At 29.5% G+C, this 21,190-nt stretch carries 21 protein-coding genes; 20 read left to right on the forward strand and 1 reads right to left on the reverse strand.

Annotated features, from left to right (window positions below; all coding sequences use genetic code 11):
* The first annotated feature begins 35 nt into the window (after positions 1-35).
* From prmA to ppdK, 17 genes are all read left to right on the forward strand, one after another.
* Positions 36-977 (forward strand): 50S ribosomal protein L11 methyltransferase, encoded by a 942-nt coding sequence (gene prmA / locus LPC13_RS01480; RefSeq protein ID WP_005215681.1) that lies wholly within the window; start codon positions 36-38, stop codon positions 975-977.
* A gap of 21 nt (positions 978-998) precedes the next feature.
* Entirely contained in the window at positions 999-1,760 is a 762-nt protein-coding gene (locus LPC13_RS01485; protein ID WP_195244707.1) for an RsmE family RNA methyltransferase, read from the forward strand.
* Positions 1,760-3,064, forward strand: a complete 1,305-nt coding sequence (mtaB, locus tag LPC13_RS01490) for a tRNA (N(6)-L-threonylcarbamoyladenosine(37)-C(2))-methylthiotransferase MtaB (protein ID WP_005215678.1) — start codon at positions 1,760-1,762, stop codon at positions 3,062-3,064. The genes LPC13_RS01485 and mtaB overlap by 1 nt, the downstream gene beginning before the upstream one ends.
* A gap of 165 nt (positions 3,065-3,229) precedes the next feature.
* Positions 3,230-3,574: a histidine triad nucleotide-binding protein gene (locus LPC13_RS01495; protein ID WP_040420095.1), complete on the forward strand. Its 345-nt coding sequence runs from the start codon at positions 3,230-3,232 to the stop codon at positions 3,572-3,574.
* Between the two features lie 121 nt (positions 3,575-3,695).
* Positions 3,696-3,872: a 30S ribosomal protein S21 gene (gene rpsU / locus LPC13_RS01500; RefSeq protein WP_003441547.1), complete on the forward strand. Its 177-nt coding sequence runs from the start codon at positions 3,696-3,698 to the stop codon at positions 3,870-3,872.
* 123 nt (positions 3,873-3,995) lie between these two features.
* Entirely contained in the window at positions 3,996-4,109 is a 114-nt protein-coding gene (locus LPC13_RS17145; RefSeq protein WP_407080850.1) for a GatB/YqeY domain-containing protein, read from the forward strand.
* 328 nt (positions 4,110-4,437) lie between these two features.
* Positions 4,438-4,716 (forward strand): sporulation protein YqfC, encoded by a 279-nt coding sequence (yqfC, locus tag LPC13_RS01510; protein WP_005215656.1) that lies wholly within the window; start codon positions 4,438-4,440, stop codon positions 4,714-4,716.
* Positions 4,717-4,721: 5 nt separating this feature from the next.
* A complete protein-coding gene (gene yqfD, locus LPC13_RS01515; protein ID WP_195244705.1) occupies positions 4,722-5,861 on the forward strand; it encodes a sporulation protein YqfD in 1,140 nt (379 codons plus the stop codon).
* A 28-nt stretch (positions 5,862-5,889) separates the two neighbouring features.
* Positions 5,890-7,944, forward strand: coding sequence for an HD family phosphohydrolase (locus LPC13_RS01520; protein ID WP_234088488.1), 2,055 nt, complete (start codon positions 5,890-5,892; stop codon positions 7,942-7,944).
* 157 nt (positions 7,945-8,101) lie between these two features.
* A complete protein-coding gene (gene ybeY, locus LPC13_RS01525) occupies positions 8,102-8,602 on the forward strand; it encodes an rRNA maturation RNase YbeY (RefSeq protein WP_005215649.1) in 501 nt (166 codons plus the stop codon).
* Between the two features lie 17 nt (positions 8,603-8,619).
* Positions 8,620-9,321, forward strand: a complete 702-nt coding sequence (locus tag LPC13_RS01530) for a diacylglycerol kinase (protein WP_005215648.1) — start codon at positions 8,620-8,622, stop codon at positions 9,319-9,321.
* Between the two features lie 72 nt (positions 9,322-9,393).
* Positions 9,394-9,810: a cytidine deaminase gene (locus LPC13_RS01535; RefSeq protein ID WP_005215646.1), complete on the forward strand. Its 417-nt coding sequence runs from the start codon at positions 9,394-9,396 to the stop codon at positions 9,808-9,810.
* Positions 9,811-9,820: 10 nt separating this feature from the next.
* Complete coding sequence (gene era / locus LPC13_RS01540) at positions 9,821-10,711, forward strand: GTPase Era (RefSeq protein WP_195244703.1); 891 nt, start codon at positions 9,821-9,823, stop codon at positions 10,709-10,711.
* Between the two features lie 7 nt (positions 10,712-10,718).
* Positions 10,719-11,468, forward strand: a complete 750-nt coding sequence (gene recO, locus LPC13_RS01545; protein WP_005215643.1) for a DNA repair protein RecO — start codon at positions 10,719-10,721, stop codon at positions 11,466-11,468.
* Positions 11,469-11,477: 9 nt separating this feature from the next.
* Positions 11,478-12,092 carry a DUF4342 domain-containing protein gene (locus tag LPC13_RS01550; protein ID WP_005215641.1) on the forward strand — a complete coding sequence of 205 codons (615 nt, stop codon included), beginning with the start codon at positions 11,478-11,480 and terminating at the stop codon, positions 12,090-12,092.
* A gap of 187 nt (positions 12,093-12,279) precedes the next feature.
* Positions 12,280-12,918, forward strand: a complete 639-nt coding sequence (locus tag LPC13_RS01555) for a helix-turn-helix transcriptional regulator (RefSeq protein ID WP_005215639.1) — start codon at positions 12,280-12,282, stop codon at positions 12,916-12,918.
* 105 nt (positions 12,919-13,023) lie between these two features.
* Positions 13,024-15,654, forward strand: coding sequence for a pyruvate, phosphate dikinase (gene ppdK / locus LPC13_RS01560; RefSeq protein ID WP_195244701.1), 2,631 nt, complete (start codon positions 13,024-13,026; stop codon positions 15,652-15,654).
* 43 nt (positions 15,655-15,697) lie between these two features.
* Here ppdK and LPC13_RS01565 read toward each other — a convergent pair whose 3' ends face one another.
* Positions 15,698-16,750 carry a CotS family spore coat protein gene (locus LPC13_RS01565; RefSeq protein ID WP_234088489.1) on the reverse strand — a complete coding sequence of 351 codons (1,053 nt, stop codon included), beginning with the start codon at positions 16,748-16,750 and terminating at the stop codon, positions 15,698-15,700.
* Between the two features lie 149 nt (positions 16,751-16,899).
* Between LPC13_RS01565 and LPC13_RS01570 the strand changes: the two genes are divergently transcribed.
* The 3 genes from LPC13_RS01570 to rpoD all read left to right on the forward strand — a co-directional run bounded on the left by LPC13_RS01570 (position 16,900) and on the right by rpoD (position 21,073).
* On the forward strand, positions 16,900-17,928 hold the full coding sequence (locus tag LPC13_RS01570) for a deoxyguanosinetriphosphate triphosphohydrolase (protein ID WP_040419602.1): 1,029 nt from the start codon (positions 16,900-16,902) through the stop codon (positions 17,926-17,928).
* 227 nt (positions 17,929-18,155) lie between these two features.
* Entirely contained in the window at positions 18,156-19,934 is a 1,779-nt protein-coding gene (gene dnaG / locus LPC13_RS01575; protein WP_234088490.1) for a DNA primase, read from the forward strand.
* Between the two features lie 8 nt (positions 19,935-19,942).
* Positions 19,943-21,073: an RNA polymerase sigma factor RpoD gene (gene rpoD / locus LPC13_RS01580; RefSeq protein ID WP_195244833.1), complete on the forward strand. Its 1,131-nt coding sequence runs from the start codon at positions 19,943-19,945 to the stop codon at positions 21,071-21,073.
* Positions 21,074-21,190 lie beyond the last annotated feature (117 nt).

Below are 21,190 nucleotides of genomic sequence, written 5' to 3' on the forward strand. Positions count from 1 at the left end.
ATTATTCAAAGAAAACAAATGAAAGGATGATTTAAATGGACGGAACATGGATAGAGGTAAGAGTAATAACAACAAGTGAGGCTCTTGAACCAGTATCAGGAATATTTTATAGTTTAGATTGCAAAGGAGTTGCAATAGAGGATCCGAATGATATATTAGGTAGAGAACAAGGACCATTAACATGGGATTTTGCTGATATAAATGTTTTAGAGCATAAAGGTGAAGTTGCCGTAGTAAAGGGATATTTTGCTGAAGAAGATAATATAGAAGATGTAATAGCTTATATTAATGAAAGATTAACTGAGCTTAAAGAAATGGGAATTGATTTAGGGCAAGCAAAAGTTGAATCAGAAACTATGCATGAAGAAGATTGGGCAAATACATGGAAGCAATATTATAAGCCATCAAAAGTTGGAGAAAAAATAGTAGTTAAACCTATATGGGAAGAATACGAAGCTAAAGATGGTGAATTAGTTGTTGATTTAGATCCAGGAATGGCTTTTGGTACAGGTACTCATGAAACTACAAGAATGTGTATTCAAGCTCTTGAAAGATATGTTAAAGAAGATAGTACAGTATTTGACGTTGGATGTGGTTCTGGAATACTAGCAATAGCTGCAGCTAAGTTAGGAGCAAAGCTTGCAGTAGGTGTTGATTTAGATCCAGTTGCAGTTGAATCTTCAAAGGAAAATGTTGCTTACAATAATCTGGATAATATAGAGATACTTTATGGAAATCTTGTAGAAGTTATAGATGGAAAAGCAGACATAGTTGTAGCAAATATTTTAGCAGAAATAATTTGTATACTTACAGATGATGTTAAGAGAGTATTAAAAGATGGTGGAGTATTTATAACATCAGGAATTATTCATGATAGAGTAGATATGGTATGTGAGAAACTAGAAGCTACTGGTTTTGAAGTAATTGAAAAAAATAGAGATGGTGAATGGAACTGTATAGTTGCCAAATTAAAATAGTTTTTAGGAGAGAAGAAAAGAATGCACAAATTTTTTACTCCAAAGGAATTAATTAATGAAAATGTAGCTAAAATAATAGGTGATGATGTAAAACACATCTATAAGGTTCTTAGAATATCAGAAGGTGAAAAAGTAGTTTTAAATAACTGCGAAGGAACGGAATATTTAGCTACAGTATCCTCTGTAAATAAACAAGAGGTATTACTTGATATAATTGAAAAGCTTGATTTAAATAATGAAAGTGAAATTAAAATTTATTTATTTCAAGGATTACCAAAAGCGCAAAAGATGGATTTAATAGTTCAAAAAGGAACAGAACTAGGTATAAATGAGTTCATTCCAGTTATTACTCATAGAGTAGATGTTAAGCTAAAGGGTGAATTTAAGAAACTTGATAGATTAAATAGAATTGCACTAGAAGCTGCAAAGCAAAGTAAAAGAAGTATAATTCCTAAGGTTAGTGAACCAATAGATTTTGAAGATATGTTAGGAAGAGTAGATTCTTTAGATTTAGTAATAGTTCCTTATGAAAATGCAAATAATTTCGGTATTAAAACTTTAATTAATAAGTTAAGAAAAGAAAGTGCTGAACAAGAAATAAAAAGTGTTGGAATATTTGTAGGGCCCGAAGGTGGCATAGAAGAATATGAAATAGAAGAACTTAAGGAAAAAGGTGCTCATATAATAACTTTAGGAAAGAGAATATTAAGGACGGAAACAGCAGGATTTGTTGCAACATCTTTAATACAGTATGAGCTAAGTGATTTAGGAGGAAATGATTAATGAAAGTCGCATTTGCTACATTAGGGTGTAGAGTTAATGTATATGAATCAGAAGCTATGGCTGAAAAATTCATAAGAGAAGGATATGAAGTTGTAGATTTCAATGAATTTTCTGATGTATATGTAATTAATACTTGTACAGTAACGAATATGGGAGATAAAAAGTCTAGACAAATTATAAGCAGAGCAAGAAGAACTAATCCAGAGGCTATAATTGCAGCAGTAGGATGTTATTCTCAAATGGCACCTAAAGAAGTTTCAGAGATACCTGGAGTTGATGTAGTTTTAGGTACTAGAAATAAGGGTGATGTGGTATACTATGTTAATAAGGCCAAAGATGAAGGTCAACCACAGGTACATGTACAGCCAGTACTTCAAAATAAGAAATTTGAAGACTTAAAAATAGAAGATTATCAAGATAAGACTAGAGCATTCTTAAAGATTCAAGATGGATGTAATAGATTTTGTACATATTGCACAATACCTTATGCAAGAGGGTCAGTATGTTCAAAGGATCCTGACAAAGTTTTAAGTGAAGTTAAGGAATTAGCATCACATGGGTTTAAAGAAGTGATTTTATCAGGAATACATACAGCATCTTATGGTTTAGACTTGGAAGGAAATGTAACTTTAATTGGATTAATAGAAGAAATAGAAAAAATAGATGGAATAGAAAGAATAAGAATAGGATCAATTGAACCTGCATTCTTTACACCAGAAGTTATTGAAAAAATTAAAGGATTTAAAAAGTTATGTCCTCACTTCCATTTGTCACTTCAAAGTGGGTGTGATGCAACATTAAAGAGAATGAATAGAAGATATACAGCTGAGGAATATGAAGCATCAGTAAATCTTTTAAGAGAAACTCTTCCGGATGTATCGATATCTACAGATGTAATAGTAGGATTCCCAGGAGAAACAAAGGAAGAATTTAATGAAACTTATGAATATTTAAAGAAAATTCATTTAACTAAAACTCATGTATTTAAATATAGTCCAAGAAAAGGAACTAAGGCAGCAGATATGCCTAATCAAATAGATGGAAACATTAAAGATGAAAGAAGCAAACTATTAATTGAGTTAAATGATAAAAATGAACATGCATTTACTGAGAAGTTTATTGGAAAGGTAATGGATGTATTAATAGAAAAAGAAGTTAAAGATAAGCCGGACTTCTATGAAGGATATACAAGAAATTATATAAAAGTAATAGTACATTGTATGTCGGCTGATATTACTGGTAAAATAGTAGATGTAAAGATTGAAGAAGCCGTAGAAGATTATGCAATAGCAAGTATGGTTTAATTAAGTTGTTAAAATGGAATCCTTTTGGACTAAGAGTCTAAAGGGTAATTACAACTAAACAAATTGAAAATTAAATATGGAAGTTATATCTTCTCTTAAGTTAGAAGATATAACTTCCAATAAGCAAATTTGAAATTTGGATTTTCGGTTAAAGGAGGTGAGTTTATGGGAGATTGTATTTTTTGTAAAATAGTTGCAGGTGAAATTCCTTCAAAGAAAATATATGAAGATGATAAGGTTTTAGCTTTTTATGATATAAGTCCTGAAGCACCAGTACATTTTTTAGTGGTACCTAAGGAACATATTGTAAGTGCTAATGACATAACTGAAGAAAATTGCAGTATAGTCTCACATATTTTTCTAGTAATAAATAAAATAGTAAGGGACCTTAATATCTCTGAAAATGGCTATAGAATAGTAAATAACTGTGGTACTGACGGCGGGCAAACTGTAAACCACATACATTTTCACGTATTAGGTGCAAGAGAACTTAAATGGCCACCGGGTTAAAAGAAATAATTTAAAGTATATTGACATTTTAGATTATAATATTGTATAATACAATATGTGTTATTAAGCCCGTAGCTGAGTTAAAGATACTAATTTGAGCTAGCGGAGGGAGGGATAATAGATGTCAGAAATCAAAGTTGGAGAAAACGAAACACTAGAAAGTGCGTTAAGAAGATTTAAGAGAAAATGCGCAAGAGCTGGGGTTCTTTCAGAAGTTAGAAAGAGAGAACATTACGAAAAGCCAAGCGTAAAGAGAAAGAAAAAATCAGAAGCTGCAAGAAAGAGAAAGTTCAAGTAGTTTTTAATTTTTAAAAGAATGGGATATTCCCAGAATAAAGAAAAACTGCAAGTATGCTATATAGTATATTTATTTAAGAAATTATTTTAATATGCTAACTAATAGCGAATCTGTAATACTGTTATAAAACAAACCGATGGTGTTACGCTTGAGGACGATAAGGTTATAGAGATATTAGCAAAAGAAATCAAGCAACGAATAAAATCAATGCTTGAATTTGAAAAGGGAAATAGCTAAGAGTTTTAATTTAGATATATCTATAATTAAAATCTTGCTAGGTTACCTTCCTCAGCAATTAAGTGAAAGATTTTACAATTTGTAAAATGAACAGCTACAAAGTTGGAGCTAATAACATTGAGACATGGGTAAGCTTATGTCAGCAGTTAGACCAAAGGTTGTAAGTAAGACAGATAGAAAACTTGTAAGTGCGCTTGTTAAAGATTATTTAAGAAATAAATAATAAAAAGAACTCAATATTATATTGAGTTCTTTTTTGTTTTTAGTGATTTTATTTACTATATAATCATAAAGTACATTGAGAGAGTATTTTTAGAAGGAGAAGGTTATGGATAATAAAATTAGTAGAGGAAAAGAATTTATTGCTGAAAAGCTTGAACTCCCTAAAGATGTTGTACTAGATTTACCAAAGATTATAATAGTGGGACGAAATGAAATAACTATAGAAAATCACAAAGGAATAATATCATTTAAGGATGATTTGATAAAAATTAATACTAAAGAAGGTCCATTAAATATTCATGGAAGTAAATTTGAAATACTATATATTGCTACATCTACTATTACTATCAGTGGTTTTTTTAATTCAGTTGAATATGAGAGGTGATAGTAATGGCTTTTGATAAAGTGAAACAAGGTAGGATACTAATTGAAGTTAGAGTTTTAAACCTAGAAAAGTTATTAAATATACTTTGGAGTAGAGGAATTAAAGTTTATAAGGCTAAAAAGAAGAATGTAGCAACTATGATTCTGGAAATAGATTATTTAAAATATATAGAAGTAGAAGAAATTGTTAATAAGCTTGGAGGTTCTATAACACTTGTAAAGAGTAAAGGTTTTATCTTTTTTTTAGGAAGTCTGAAAAAAAGGCTATCTCTTGGAATAGGATGTGTATTATTTTTAGGAATATTATATTATCTATCAACATATATATGGGCAGTTCAAATTGACACTCAAAAAAATATACCTCCATTTGTAATTAGGCAAGAGTTAATGCAAATAGGAATTAAACCTGGGATTGCTAAAAAATCTATAGATGTAAAAGAAATAGAAAAAAAATTAGAAAATATAAATTCGGAAATATTATGGGTAAGAGTTAGAATAGAAGGGTCTACACTAAAGGTTGTATTAGAAGAAAAAATTAATCCACCTAAAATAGAGGAATCGGAATATGGCAATCTTGTTGCAAAGATGGATGGAGAAATTACTAAGATATATACTTTTAGTGGAAGAGCTGTTGTTACTAAGGGTCAAAATGTAAAAGCCGGAGATGTACTTATAGAAGGTATGGATGGAAATGAAGAACTTAAATATATACTACCTGCTAGAGGTGTTGTTGTTGCAAAGACATTATATGAGAAAATGATTAATGTTAAATTAACTGGAACTACTTTAGAGAGAAGTGGCAACAAGGATAGTGATGTATATATAAGTGTATTTGGAAAAAGAATTTACTTAAAAAAGGCTATAAAAGGTTTTGAACACTATGATAAAATAGAAAACAGTGGTAAAATATTTAACAAGGTGCTATATTATGAAAGAGTTGAAAAAGAAATTGATTTAGATGAAGATGAAGCAATAAATGAGGCTGTAAATGAAGTGGAAAAATCTTTACTAAATGAATTAACAAGAGAGGCTGTTTTAGTAGATAAAATTATAGAGACAAAAAAGGAAGAGGACGGGAATGCTTTAGTTAAAGTTATTTTTGTAATAGAGCAAAATATAGTTAATGATATTTTAACTGATTATTAACTATAGAGAGATGAGAAGGTGATTAATATTGAAGTATGAAATTAAACATAAGGATAAATGGAAGAGAATATTTCTTTTTACTGTAGGTGTAATTTTAACATATTTCATAATTATGACGGTAATAACTCCTAAGAGGTATGATTTTATTGAAGGCGATATTGCAAGCGTAGATATAAAAGCGCCTAGAGATATTATTGATGAAGAAGCAACTAGTGAAAAAGAGCAAGAAGTAGCTGCTAAAGTAGAGAAAAAATTTACATTGAAAAGTGAAGTAAAGATTCAAGCTAGTGAAAATACAAAGTTGTTTTTTGATAAAGTAATAAATTTAAAAAGCAATAATATTTCAGAAAAAGATAAAATTAATGAGCTTAAAAAAATGGAGAGCTTTAAGCTTTCAGATGACCAATATAAAATACTATTAGATTTATCTGTAGAGAAAGCTACAGAATTGCAGTGGATAGCCTTAGTTATTATTGATAGAGTATATGAAAATCAAATAAAAGAAGATGATATCGTAGCTATAATGGATGCTAAGAGTATTGTAGATGAGTATTTAAGTGATCAAGATTTAGATTTAAATTTAGAAAATATACTTAGAGAAATGTGTTACAGTCAAATACAACCAAATTGGTTTTTTGATCAAGCAAAAACTGATGAAATGGTAAAGGAAGCATTAAAAACTGTTTCAAAAGTTATGATAAAGAAAAATCAAATTATAGTAAAAGAAGGAGAGCCTATAACACAGAGACAAATATCTATATTAACAGAGCTTGGACTTATAGGAGATAGTGTAAGCAAGGACTATATGCTTACATATATTATAATATCGGTTTATGTATTATTTGTATTGTTAACACAATATTTATATTTAAAAAAGGAAAGAAAAGATGTTTTAGCAAATACTAAATTAACATTTATGATTTTATTACTAAATATACTTTTATTACTTCTTACGCGTATAGTTTCTTTAGCATCATTATATTTAATACCGTTAGCATCTGTACCTATACTTATGACTGTATTGTTAGATTATAAGATATCTATAGTATTAAATAGCTTAACTTTAATGCTTATTTCTGTTATTGTAAGTTTTGATCCTCAAATTATATTAATAGGTATAATTAGCATTATTGTATCATCTATATCATTAAAGAAATCAAGTCAAAGAAATGATATATTATATACAACTTTTTATGTAGCTATTTCAGTAGCTATTATAACAGTATCAAGTGGAGTATTGCTTTCAAATAATATGAGAAAGATACTTCTAGACGCTGGTATAGCTTCCATAGGAGCATTTATATCAGGAATATTAGCTATTGGGTTATTACCATTTTTAGAATCAAGTTTTAATTTAATAACCAATATAAAACTGTTAGAAATATCTAATCCAAACAGTCCGCTACTTAAAAGATTATTAATGGAAGCACCAGGAACTTATCATCATAGTGTAATGGTTGCTAATTTAGCTGAAGTAGCAGCAGAAGAGGTTGGAGCTAATCCTATAATTGCTAGAGTAGGAGCTTACTATCATGATATAGGTAAAATTAAAAGACCATTTTTCTTTGGAGAGAATCAATTAGGGGGAGGAAATCCTCATGATAAAATTTCACCAGAACTAAGTGCCTCAATAATAATATCACATGTTAAGGATGGCTTAGATTTAGCTAAGGAATATGATATACCTTTAGTTATAAGAAATATAATTGGGCAGCATCATGGAACTACTTTGGTGAAATATTTTTATTATACATTAAAAAATAATAGTGAAAATCCTGATGAGGTAAGGGAAGAAGATTTTAGATATCCAGGTCCGATACCGGAATCCAAAGAAAGTGCAATTGTAATGTTAGCTGATAGTGTTGAAGCTGCTGTAAGGTCTATAAATGAACCAACTATGACTAAAATAGAAGAAATGATTAATAATATAATTAAAGATAAGCTTAACTCAAATCAGTTAGATAATTGTGAGTTAACCTTTAAAGATTTAAATTTAATTAAAAAAAGTTTCTTGAGGGTTTTAAAAGGCTTATATCATCATAGAATAGAATATCCAAAAGAAAAAAATAAAGATGAAAAATAGGGAGTAATATTACTCCCTATAACTAAGTTATGAAGAAAATAAATGAAATTATGAATATTACAACTAATTACTTTTGTATGTATGTGGTTAAACTAATAATAAAGTATATAGTATTTAATATTACATAATTTCAATATGTAAAGAAGGTAGGAAGGTTATGTTATATACAGATAATAGACAAGAGAAAATAGAAGTTACTGAAGATTTTATTAGCATAATAAATGAAGTATGCGATTTTGCACTTAGTGAAGAAGGCGTTAAAATTCCGTATCAAATTTCTTTACTTTTCGTAGATAACGAAGAGATAAGAGAAATAAATAGAGATACTAGAGGTATTGATAATGCAACAGATGTTTTATCTTTTCCTATGTTAGAATATCCTAAAGATAAAGTATTTAAAGATGTGTATGGAGATAATAAGTTTAGTGAAGTATATTTAGACGGTGATGAATTAGTATTAGGAGATATGGTTTTATCATTAGAGAGGGCAAAAGAGCAAAGTATCGAGTTTAACCATTCATATATAAGAGAGACTTGTTATTTAGTAGTACATTCTATTTTACATCTGCTTGGATATGATCATATGGAAGAAGAAGAAAAAAAGATTATGAGAAAAAGAGAAGAGGAAATATTAGGGGGATTAAATATAAATAGATAAAAAATAGGGGTGAGATTATGGAAATGAGGAAATTGCTAGAGAGTTTTAATCATGCAATTGATGGAGTAATTGATGCTGTAAGAACTCAACGAAATATGAAAATTCATATTATATCAGCGATGGCGGTATTAATAGCGTGTTTTTTCTTTGATATATCTAAGGCTGAATTTTTAGCACTAGCAATTACTATAACTATGGTTATTACTGCGGAGTTAGTAAATACGGCAGTAGAAGCAGTGGTAGATTTAAATACTAATTACTATCATCCACTTGCAAAAGTAGCAAAAAATACAGCAGCAGGGGCAGTTTTAGTAACTGCAATTAATGCATTGTTAGTAGGATATATCGTATTTTGGGATAAACTTTCAAATTTTTCTTATGGAGTTATTCATAAGATAAAACATTCTGAACCATATATGATTTTTATTGCATTAGTTATAGTTGTTCTTACTGTTGTCATAGTAAAAGCTGTATTTGGTGAGGGAACTCCATTAAAAGGTGGAATGCCAAGTGGTCATAGTGCATTAGCATTTTCTATATCTACGGCAATAGCACTTATAACAGAAAAATCAATATGCATAATATTGGCGTATCTAATGGCTTTTATAACAGCTCAAAGTAGAGTAGATTCTGAGGTGCATTCAGTATTTGAGGTTGTTGTTGGAGGAATTTTAGGAGTGCTTTTAACACTTTTAATATTTACCATATTTAAATTATAAAGAAATTTTATAAAACATTTGTGTTAAGTAAAAACAGAGGGTATTATAATATATGTGCTATACTATTTAACTATGGAGGAAAATGAAGTGAATTATAAAGAATTAATTATAAATGCTTTAGAAGCAAGAGAAAAGGCGTATTGTCCATATTCTAACTTTAAGGTTGGTGCAGCTGTTCTTTTTGAGGATGGAAAAATATATACTGGGAGTAATATAGAAAATGCATCTTTTGGTGGAACTAATTGTGCTGAAAGAACAGCAATTTTTAAAGGAGTTCACGAAGGAAACAGAGAGATAAAGGCAGTAGCGGTAGTTGGAGATACAAATGCATATACATATCCATGCGGTATATGTAGACAGGTAATAGCAGAATTTGTTGTAGATAAAAATGTACCAATAATAATTATAAAAAATGAAAATGACTATATAGTAAAAACTTTTGAAGAAATACTACCAGGTGTTTTTTCAAAAAAGGACTTAAAGGGCTAGGAGGCTAATAATGTATAAATCAGGATTCGTAACAATAGTAGGTAGACCAAATGTAGGGAAATCAACATTAACAAATCAAATAATGGGTGAAAAACTATCAATAGTTTCAAATAAACCACAAACTACAAGAAATAATATACAAACAATATTAACAGGTGAAGATTATCAAATAGTATTTGTAGACACACCAGGTATACATAAACCAAAGAATAAATTAGGCGATTATATGGTTAATTCAGCAACTGAATCTATAAAAGAAGTAGATTTAGTATTATTCTTAATAAACCCATGTGATGAGATTGGGAGAGGAGATAAATTTATCTTAGAAGCTATAAAGAAGCAAAAGGCACCAGTATTCTTAGTAGTAAATAAAGTTGATGAAAACAGCCATGAAAAAGTTGCTAAAACTTTAGATATGTACTCAAAGGAATATGATTTTGCAGAAATAGTACCAATATCAGCATTAAAAGGTAAAAATGTAGATACACTTGTAAGATTAATGGTAGAAAAAATGCCAGAAGGTCCTCAATATTATCCAGAAGATATGATAACAGATGCAAATGAAAGATTTATTGTTGCAGAAATAGTAAGAGAAAAAACATTAAAGAATTTAAGAGATGAGATTCCTCATGGAATTGCTGTTGATATAATTCAAATGAAGCAAAATGAAAAAGGAACTTATCATATAGAAGTAGATTTAATATGCGAAAAAGATTCACATAAAGGAATAATAATTGGTAAAAATGGAGCTTCACTAAAGAAGATTGGTGAGACAGCTAGATATGAAATAGAAAGATTCCTAAATGCTAAGGTAAACTTAAAGATTTGGGTTAAAGTTAGAAAAGAGTGGAGAGACAATAACCTTCTACTTAAGGAATTAGGCTATAAAAAAATGAAGTAGGTAGGAGTTGATTGTTCTGTCACTTGTAAAAACTAAGGGTGTAATTATTAAATCCATAGATTATAAAGAAAATGATAAACTTATTTGGGCATATACAGAAGAAGTAGGAAAAATAACATTTATAGCAAGAGGAGCTAAAAAGAGTAAAAGTAAAAATTTAAGTATAACTCTGCCTTTATGTTTTGGAGAGTATGTGTTCTTTAAAGGTAAAAATCTTTATAATTTACAAGAAGGTAAGATATTAAATTCTTTTCAAGGACTACTTAATAACTTAGATAAGTTAACATATTCATCTTATATATGTGAGCTTATAGATATATGTGTACAAGAAGGAGAAATTAATAAATTACTTTTTAGAGATTTTATAACATGTCTGTATTTGCTAAATACAGATGCCATGGATTATGAGTTATTAGTTAGAGCATTTGAACTTAGATTACTTAAAGCAACAGGGTATGGGCTACAATTTGATAATTGTAGCCTTTGTAAAAAAAAGATAGCAACAGCTGAATATATTTCTCTATCTCATTATGGTGGTGTTTGCATAGAATGTAAGAAGGAACATGGCTTACATGTCTCAAAAGCAGCATATAATGCACTAAGGTTTTTAAATAATACACCCATGGATAAAATATATAGATTAAACATAACAACTGAAATAAAGAAACAAATTGAAAGAGTAACTACTTTCATAATAAATTCAAATTATTCAAAAAAGCCAAAAAGCTTAGAAATGTTAAATTATATAAAGGAGTAGAGAATAGATATGGATATTACATTAGAAAAAGTAGATTTAGTTAAAGAAAGAACAGGTGCAAGTTATAGTGAGGCTAAAGAAGCATTAGTGATTTCTAATGGAGATGTATTAGATGCAATAATTTATTTAGAGCAAAAGCTAAAGAAAGAAAATATTGATTTCAAAGAAGAGGCTAAAGAAGAAAGCTATAAAACAGAAACAATAGAAGAGCTTAAAGTTTGGTTAAAGGACTTAATAAACAAAGGAAATGTAACTAGAATTAAGGTTAGTAAGGATGGGAAGAAATTAGTAGATGTTCCTGTAAATGCAGGAATTGCTGCAGGGATTATAGCTATTGTAATACCACCAATATTAGCTTTTGTTGTAGTTGCAGCTGTAGTTACACAAGTTACAATAGAAATAACTAAAGCAGATGGTTCTGTTGAGGTAGTAAATAAATATATTTCTCAAGCTGTAAATGATGTTAAAGATAAAGCAAGTACTATGGCAGATAAGATGAAAGAAAAAGTTCAAGATGTAAATGAAGGAATAAAAACATCACATACAGCAAAAAAGAGTGATGATGAGAGCGAAACAACGTTCACATATACTGTAAATTTTTCAGATGAAGATGATAAAGAATAGAAAATTAAAGAAAAACTAGGGTAAAGTCTAGTAAATAAGGAAAAAATAGGAATATTCAGCTAATTTGAGTGATTTTTAAGAAAATTTGATATAGTAAAAAGATAAGAAAATGATATAATTATACTGTAAATAAAAAATATTCTTAATTGTCTGAATATTCCCTAAAAAGTCGAAAAGAGGGGTAGCTTTGAAGTTTACAAAAAGACAAGAGGAGATAGTTAAGATAGTTAAAGCTGGTCAGCCTGTTACAAGTGAAGCTTTAGCAGAAAAGCTAGGTGTTACTAGAGCGGCACTTAGAGCGGATTTAGCAATACTTACAATGACAGGAACACTAGATGCTAGACCTAAGGTTGGATATGTATACTTAGGTAAGAAATTAGATAGTGACATATTGGCTAATTTATCCAAAATAAGAGTTGGGGAGATTATGTCAAAGCCTGTAACTGTTAACGATGCTACAACTGTATATGATGCAATTGTGTATTTATTTTTAAATGATGTAGGAACGCTATTTGTTGAGAATGATGGAATTTTAGTTGGAGCAGTATCTAGAAAGGATTTTCTTAAAATAGCTATAGGGGGAACAGATATACATAAAGTTCCTATTGGAGTTATTATGACTAGAATGCCTAACATAGTTTATGGATTTCCAGAAGATAGTGCATATACATTAGCTAAAAAGATAATAGAGCATGAAATTGATAGTATACCTATAGTAGAAAAGGTTAATGATTCAGATGATGAGAAAGTTAATTTAAAAATAGTAGGAAAAATATCTAAGACAAACATAACAAAATTGTTTGTTAAACTTGGAGAAAATAATTAGGATAAAAATTGAAAAGGGTAATTTAAAAGGGGTAATTTAAAAGGTAAGCTACGAGACTTAAGTCTTGATAGTATATATTTATCGTATGAACGGAGGAGTATTGAGATGGAGAAGAAAAAGTATGTTTATCTTTTCAGTGAAGGTAATGGGTCAATGAAAAACCTTCTTGGAGGTAAAGGGGCAAATTTAGCAGAAATGACTATACTAGGTATTCCAGTGCCTCAAGGATTTATTGTTACAACAGAAGCTTGTAATAAGTATTATGAGGATGGAAAACAAATTAGTGCAGGAGTCATAGAAGAAATCCATGCAAATATTAAAGAATTAGAAAAAATAACAGGAAAAGAATTTGGAAGTAACACAAATCCACTTTTAGTTTCAGTAAGATCTGGTGCAAGAGTTTCAATGCCAGGGATGATGGATACAATATTAAATCTTGGTTTAAATGATGTTGCTGTTGAAGCTGTAGCTAAGGCTACTAATAATCCAAGATTTGCTTATGATTCATATAGAAGATTTATTCAAATGTTCTCTGATGTTGTTATGGGTGTTGAAAAGAGATTATTTGAAAATTTAATAGATGAAGCTAAAGAAGCTAAGGGCGTTAAATACGACACAGATTTAACTGCTGAGGATTTGAAAGAATTAGTAGTTAAGTATAAGGAATTATACAAAAAAGAAAAAGGTGAAGATTTTCCACAAGATCCAACAGTTCAATTAACAGAAGCTATTACTGCCGTATTTAGATCATGGGACAATCCAAGAGCTATTGTTTATAGAAGATTAAATGATATTCCAGGTGAATGGGGAACCGCTGTTAATGTTCAACAAATGGTATTTGGTAATAAAGGAGAAACTTCAGGAACAGGGGTTGCATTCTCAAGAAATGCAGCAACTGGTGAAAAAGAAATTTATGGTGAATATTTAATGAATGCACAAGGTGAAGATGTTGTTGCAGGAATTAGAACACCACTTCCAATATCAAAATTAGAAGAACAAAATCCTGCAATTTACAAGCAATTTATGGATATTGTTCATACTCTTGAAAATCATTATAGAGATATGCAAGATATGGAATTTACAATTGAGGAAGGTAAGTTATACTTCTTACAAACTAGAAATGGAAAGAGAACAGCTCAAGCTGCATTGAAAATTGCTGTTGATTTAGTTGAAGAAGGAATGTTAACTAAGGAAGAAGCAATTCTTAAGGTTGAACCAAAGCAATTAGATTCCTTATTACATCCAACTTTTGATTTAAATGAAATGAAGAAAGCAACTGTTATTGCTAAGGGGCTTCCAGCATCTCCAGGAGCTGCATGTGGTAAGATAGCATTTACAGCAGAAGAAGCTAAAGAAAGAGCTGAAAAGGGAGAAAAGGTTGTTCTAGTAAGACTTGAAACATCACCAGAGGATATCGAAGGTATGATTGCTGCTGAAGGTATATTAACAGTAAGAGGTGGAATGACTTCTCATGCAGCTGTTGTTGCTAGAGGTATGGGAACTTGCTGTGTAGCTGGTTGTGGTGATTTAAGAGTAAATGAAGAAGAAAAGACTGTAGAAGTAAATGGAAGGACTTATACTACTACAGATTATATTTCAATAGATGGATCAACAGGAAATGTATATGGAGAAGCTGTTAAAACTGTTACTCCAGAAATTTCAGGACATTTTGCTACATTCATGGGTTGGGCTGATGAAATAAGAGCATTAAAGGTTAGAACTAATGCTGATAACCCAAGAGATACTAAGCAAGCGGTTGAATTTGGTGCTGAAGGTATTGGTCTTTGTAGAACAGAGCATATGTTTTTTGAAGGTGATAGAATCATGGCAATGAGAGAAATGATAGTTGCTAAGAGTGAGGAACAAAGAAGAGCTGCACTTGAAAAACTACTACCAATGCAAAGAAAAGATTTCGTAGAAATGTATGAAGCATTAGAAGAAAGACCAGCAACTATAAGATTCTTAGATCCACCACTACATGAATTCTTACCTCATACTGACGAAGAAATAGCAGAACTTGCAAAAACTATGGATTTATCTTTTGAAGATCTTAAAGCAACAGTTGATGGTTTACATGAATTTAACCCAATGATGGGTCATAGAGGTTGTAGATTAGCTGTTTCTTATCCAGAAATAGCAGAAATGCAAACTAGAGCAGTAATTGAAGCTGCAATAGAAGTTAAAACTTCAAAGGGATATAATATAATTCCAGAAATAATGATTCCACTAGTTGGAGAAGTTAAGGAATTAAAATTTGTTAAAGATATAGTTGTTAGAACAGCAGAAGCTGTAATGGAAGAAAAAGGAGTTAAATTAGAGTATCATGTTGGTACAATGATTGAAATTCCAAGAGCAGCAATAACAGCAGATCAAATTGCTAAAGAGGCTGAGTTCTTCTCATTTGGAACAAATGACTTAACTCAAATGACATTTGGTTTCTCAAGAGATGATGCTGCTAAATTCTTATCTGATTACTATGAAAGAAAGATTTACGAACAAGACCCATTTGCTAAGCTAGATCAAACTGGTGTAGGTGAATTAATTAAAATAGCTGTAGAAAAGGGTAAATCAACAAGACCAAATATTAAACTTGGTATTTGCGGTGAACATGGTGGAGATCCATCATCAGTTGAATTCTGCCACAATGTTGGATTAAACTATGTATCTTGTTCACCATTTAGAGTTCCAGTTGCAAGACTTGCAGCAGCTCAAGCACAAGTGAAAAATCCTAGATAGTTTAAATAAAAAAATAAGGAGCAATTTATTGCTCCTTATTTTTTTATTTAAATTTAACGTTGTAGTAACGCTCTAGAACTTCCATCATATTATTAATATAATCAAGCTGTTCTTGAGAACGATTTAATCCTTTTTCTAAAATTGCAACAAAGGCGTTCTTATTACACTTATTAATATTTTTATAGTAATCTCTAGATATTTTCCAATATTTTTGAGGAAATGCTAAATATGCTAATATATATTTTAAATCAGATGAATTAAGATCGTTAATTGACATATAATGATTTAAAACATCTATTGTTAAAGCAGAATTCCAATTAGTATTAGGTCTTTTTAATAGTCGCCTCAAAAAGTATGCAATATCATGAGCACAATAATCATATTTGCATTTATCAAAATCTATAATCCAAATATCTTCATTAGATGAGATAATTATATTTTTATTAACATAATCACCGTGGCATAAAGATGTGCTTAGATTGTCCATTTTAATAGATGAAGAAATCTCAAGTGAAAGTTTAGCAAGTTCTAAGTTACTATTTAAATTTTCTAAAAATATTTTAGAAAATTTATCATTGTAGTTATTAGCTAAATTAGCATTTTGAAGTATGTCATTAAAGTGTTTACTTATTGATAAGTGATAATCCTCAAGGCCAAAACGTTCTTTACTACCAGGTATTGATGTGAAGTTTTTAGTAACTTTATGTAGTTTAGCAAGGGTTTTAGATGAAAGCCTGACATCGTAAATGGAATCAAAATTACATTTCTCTCCACTAACCCAAGGTGTAAGGATAAAAAGCATATTTTCAAAATAAAAAAACCTATTATTATCTTTAGTAGGTAGTAATTTAGGAACATTAACTCCATTTCTATAAAGCCATTCCATAGCAGAATATACAAAAAGTAAATTTTCTTCATCATAATAAACTTTTTTTAAGCAATAGCTTTTATTATTTAATATAACTTTAAATACAGCACGTTGTTTATCTGTGTCTTTAAACTTAACCATAGTGATATCTGCATTATATAAAGAATATGCAGGTAAAATATATTTTTTTATATTTTCTATACTAATAATATTATCTTGCTCACTCATTATAAAACTCCTCGTATACTTTATTATTACTATATTATTATGAAAAATTAACAAATATACATAAAGAGAGTGTGCAATTGTATTTTATAATATATAAAATAAAGGATTTTTGAGAAAAATATAGAATGAAAAAATTAGAGGTGAATAGAATGGATATAAGAGAAAAAATAGAGGTCAATGAAGGCTTGACTTTGCTTTCACAGGCTATTCATAGTAAGGATAGCATAGGTAGAGTAAAGTATGAAGAACAAGATAAAATTAGAACTTGCTTTATGGTTGATAGAGATAGAATTATTCATTGTAAATCCTTTAGAAGGCTTAAGCATAAAACACAAGTATACATACGAACATTTGGAGACCACTATAGAACTAGACTTACTCATACATTGGAAGTTTCTCAGATAGGTAGAACTATTGGTGTAGGAATAGGTTTAAATGAAGTTTTAATAGAGGCAATTGCATTAGGCCATGATTTAGGGCATGTTGCTTTTGCACATAATGGAGAAGAAGTGTTAAATGAATTTTTAGAATCAGGGTTTAGGCATAATGAACAAAGCGTCAGAGTAGTAAATAGATTAGAGAAAAATGGATTAGGATTGAATTTAACCCATGAAGTTATTGATGGAATATTAAATCATAGTGGATTAGGACAAAAGGATAATATTGCACGTACATTAGAAGGTAGAATAGTAAAATATAGTGATAAAATTGCATATTTAAATCACGATATTGATGACTCCATAAGAGCAGGCCTAATAAGTGAAGACGATTTGCCCAAAGAAGCTATAAGAGTTTTAGGTAAGGGTCATTCAGAAAGAATAGAAACACTAGTAAGTGATATGATAACAGAAACAAAAAAAACTTTAGAAAGCGGAACGTATGATATAAGCCAAAGCAAAGAAGTAAAAGAAGCAATGGTAGAACTGAGGAAATATATGTTTAAAAATGTTTATTTAGGAGATGTATTAAAAGAAGAAAGAAATAAAGCAAAATTTATTTTACATCATGTAATTGAATATTTTTATAAAAATCCAGAAAAACTTCCAGAATTGTATAGAAAGATAATAAATGAGGAAGGATTAAAAAGAGGTGTAGCAGATTATATAGCTGGAATGACTGATGATTATTGTATTTCTATGTTTAATAAAATTTATGTGCCAAAGTTTGTAATTTATTAGTAAAAAAGTTGTATAATACAAAAAAATTGGGAACAATAAATTTTGTAGAATAAAAAGGATTTTAAGATTTAAAATAGAATAAATAATAATAGAGTTAAAAGCTCAATAAAAATATAAAAGGAAAGACAAAATAAAATAAATTAATTTTTAAAATAAGAAGGAATTTATAATATTGTGTCGAATTATAAAGAATGGATAAAAATTTTTTATAGTAAGGAGGGATCTCCTTGCAGATTTCTGAAGAAATTCTAGAAAAAATTAAATCGCAAAATGATATTGTCGATGTAATATCAGAAAGGGTTAGACTTAAGAAGGCTGGTAGAAACTTCACTGGTTTATGCCCTTTTCATAACGAAAAAACCCCATCGTTTTCAGTATCACAAGAAAAACAAATTTATAAATGTTTTGGTTGTGGAGAAGCTGGAAATGCAATTTCTTTTGTTATGAAAGATAAAAATTTACCTTTCATAGAGGCAGTAAAATATTTAGCAGGTAGAGCTAACATACCTTTAGAATTTGGAAAAAACGAAAAAAATCCAGTATCTAGAAAAAAAGAGTTGCTATATAAAGTAAATGTTGAAGCAGCAAAATTCTTTTTTTCAAATCTCATGAATAATAAAGATGCAAAAGAATACTTTTTAAATAGGGGTATTAAAGAAGAAACTATCAAAAGGTTTGGATTAGGTTTCGCTAATGATAGTTGGAATAATTTAATGTATTATTTAAGAAGAAAAGGCATAAACGATAATATTTTAGAAGAGGCTGGACTAATATCTGTAAATAAAGAAAAGGGAACTAAATATGATAGGTTTAGAAATAGAGTAATGTTTCCTGTTTTTGATTATCAAGGAAGAGTAATTGGATTTGGAGGAAGAGTACTTGATGATTCTAAACCCAAATATCTAAATTCACCTGAAACTTTAGTTTTTCAAAAAGGTACTAATCTATATGGATTAAATTTTGCTTTAAAACATAATATGAAAGAAAGGTATTTTATTATTGTTGAAGGATATATGGATTTAATATCACTTCATCAATATGGTATAACTAATGTAGTTGCTTCACTTGGAACTGCGCTTACTATTAATCAAGCTAGGTTGCTTAAAAGATATGCTGATAAAGTAGTTATATCTTATGATGCAGATATGGCAGGACAAATGGCAACTATGAGGGGACTTGAAATTTTAAGAACTGCAGGTTTTGATGTTAGGGTACTTAGTATTCCGCAAGGCAAAGATCCAGATGAATTCGTTAGAAGTAATGGAAAAGAAGCTTTTTTAAAGTTAATTAATTCAGCAGAACCATTAATAGATTATAGAATAAAAAAAGCTGAAGAGGGAATTAATTTTAAGAGTAGTGAATCTATAATATTATATTCTAAGAGAATAATGGAGATAATAGCAGACTTAAATCCTGTTGAAAAAGATGTATATATAAAAAAGGCATCTGAAAACACAGGGATAAAAGAACAAGCTTTATATGATATCCTACGCAGTAAGATAAGTGATAATAGTACAAATGAATTTAGAAATGGTAAAGAACAAAGTCAAAAGTTACATGTAGAGCCTGCCTTTTTAAAAGCAGAAAGAATTCTTTTAAAGCTTATGTTAGAAAATAAGGATTATTTAAGTTATATTGAGGATAGAATATGTGAAAAGGACTTTATTTTACCAGAACATAAACAAATTTTCACTGTTATTATAGCATCTAAAGGGGAAAATATAAATAGTATAGAGTCATTTATTGAATCAAAACTAAGTGATGTAAAAGCTATAGGAGAGTTGGTAAAGGTTAAGGAACAAAAAGTATTCTTTGCTGAAGATGTTGAAAGTCAAATTAAGGATTTTATTAAAGAAATTCATAATTACAAATTAAAGCAAAGAATAGATCAACTAAAAAAAGAACAAAAAAATCTCGAAAACCAAGGCAAAATAGAAGAATCTATTAAGTTGGCCATAGAACTTGCAAGTATTAACAAGCAACTTAAAGAAGGTAGGAGAGAGTAGTTGGTCATATAACGGAAGGAGGTAATCAGCTAGTGGAAGAAAAAACAAAAGTAAATAAAAGCAAGCCATCAGGTAATCAAGATAGAAACAATAGAATGAATATTGTTAAAAACTTACTTGATAAAGGTAAAAAAAATGGAGTACTAACATATAAGGAAATACTAGATGAGGTAGAGAACATAGATTTAAGCCCTGAACAAATCGAGAAGATTTATGAAGTATTAGAATCAATGGGAATCGAAGTTCAAGGTGAAGCTAATGATATGGATATCGTTGAAGAGGAATTAGATTTATCAGTTCCAGAAGGTATAGCAATTGATGATCCAGTTAGAATGTACTTAAAAGAAATTGGTAAAGTTCCACTTTTATCATCAGAAGAGGAAATAAACCTTGCTCAAAAAATTGAAGAAGGTAGCCAATATGCTAAAAAGAAATTAGCAGAAGCTAACCTTAGACTAGTTGTTAGTATAGCTAAAAGATATGTTGGAAGAGGAATGTTATTCTTAGATTTAATACAAGAAGGTAACCTTGGATTAATTAAAGCTGTAGAAAAGTTTGATTATAGAAAAGGATATAAGTTCTCAACATATGCTACATGGTGGATAAGACAGGCAATTACAAGAGCTATAGCTGACCAAGCAAGAACAATTAGAATACCAGTTCATATGGTAGAAACAATTAATAAGCTAATAAGAGTTCAAAGACAATTATTACAAGAGCTTGGTAGAGATCCATTCCCAGAAGAAATTTCAAAAGTTATGGACCTTCCAGTAGAAAAGGTTAGAGAAATTCAAAAAATTGCTCAAGAACCAGTTTCACTTGAAACACCAATAGGAGAAGAAGAAGATTCTCACTTAGGTGACTTCATTCCAGATGATGATGCACCAGCACCAGCAGAGGCTGCTGCTTTTACAATGCTTAAAGAACAATTAATCAATGTTTTAGATACTCTAACTCCAAGAGAAGAAAAGGTATTAAGATTAAGATTTGGATTAGATGATGGAAGAGCTAGAACACTTGAAGAAGTTGGTAAAGAGTTCAATGTTACAAGAGAAAGAATTAGACAAATTGAAGCAAAGGCATTAAGAAAGCTTAGACATCCATCTAGAAGTAAGAAGTTAAAAGATTACTTAGATTAGTAAATTAGCACCAATCATTGGTGCTAATTTTTGCATTAAATAGATAAATTTAAGTAAATAAATTTAAATAAAATAACATAACTTAATAATATATTTGTAATAAAAATTAAAAATTAA

This window comes from Clostridium celatum (assembly GCF_021412605.1).
Classification (GTDB): Bacteria; Bacillota; Clostridia; order Clostridiales; family Clostridiaceae; genus Clostridium; species Clostridium celatum.

What these genes read in the sequence shown, in the direction of transcription:
- prmA (WP_005215681.1), top strand. Translation starts at nt 36, where the DNA reads ATGGACGGAACATGGATAGAGGTAAGAGTAATAACAACAAGTGAGGCT.
- LPC13_RS01485 (WP_195244707.1), top strand. Translation starts at nt 999, where the DNA reads ATGCACAAATTTTTTACTCCAAAGGAATTAATTAATGAAAATGTAGCT.
- mtaB (WP_005215678.1), top strand. Translation starts at nt 1,760, where the DNA reads ATGAAAGTCGCATTTGCTACATTAGGGTGTAGAGTTAATGTATATGAA.
- LPC13_RS01495 (WP_040420095.1), top strand. Translation starts at nt 3,230, where the DNA reads ATGGGAGATTGTATTTTTTGTAAAATAGTTGCAGGTGAAATTCCTTCA.
- rpsU (WP_003441547.1), top strand. Translation starts at nt 3,696, where the DNA reads ATGTCAGAAATCAAAGTTGGAGAAAACGAAACACTAGAAAGTGCGTTA.
- yqfC (WP_005215656.1), top strand. Translation starts at nt 4,438, where the DNA reads ATGGATAATAAAATTAGTAGAGGAAAAGAATTTATTGCTGAAAAGCTT.
- yqfD (WP_195244705.1), top strand. Translation starts at nt 4,722, where the DNA reads ATGGCTTTTGATAAAGTGAAACAAGGTAGGATACTAATTGAAGTTAGA.
- ybeY (WP_005215649.1), top strand. Translation starts at nt 8,102, where the DNA reads ATGTTATATACAGATAATAGACAAGAGAAAATAGAAGTTACTGAAGAT.
- LPC13_RS01530 (WP_005215648.1), top strand. Translation starts at nt 8,620, where the DNA reads ATGGAAATGAGGAAATTGCTAGAGAGTTTTAATCATGCAATTGATGGA.
- LPC13_RS01535 (WP_005215646.1), top strand. Translation starts at nt 9,394, where the DNA reads ATGGAGGAAAATGAAGTGAATTATAAAGAATTAATTATAAATGCTTTA.
- era (WP_195244703.1), top strand. Translation starts at nt 9,821, where the DNA reads ATGTATAAATCAGGATTCGTAACAATAGTAGGTAGACCAAATGTAGGG.
- LPC13_RS01550 (WP_005215641.1), top strand. Translation starts at nt 11,478, where the DNA reads ATGGATATTACATTAGAAAAAGTAGATTTAGTTAAAGAAAGAACAGGT.
- ppdK (WP_195244701.1), top strand. Translation starts at nt 13,024, where the DNA reads ATGGAGAAGAAAAAGTATGTTTATCTTTTCAGTGAAGGTAATGGGTCA.
- LPC13_RS01565 (WP_234088489.1), bottom strand. Translation starts at nt 16,750, where the DNA reads ATGAGTGAGCAAGATAATATTATTAGTATAGAAAATATAAAAAAATAT.
- LPC13_RS01570 (WP_040419602.1), top strand. Translation starts at nt 16,900, where the DNA reads ATGGATATAAGAGAAAAAATAGAGGTCAATGAAGGCTTGACTTTGCTT.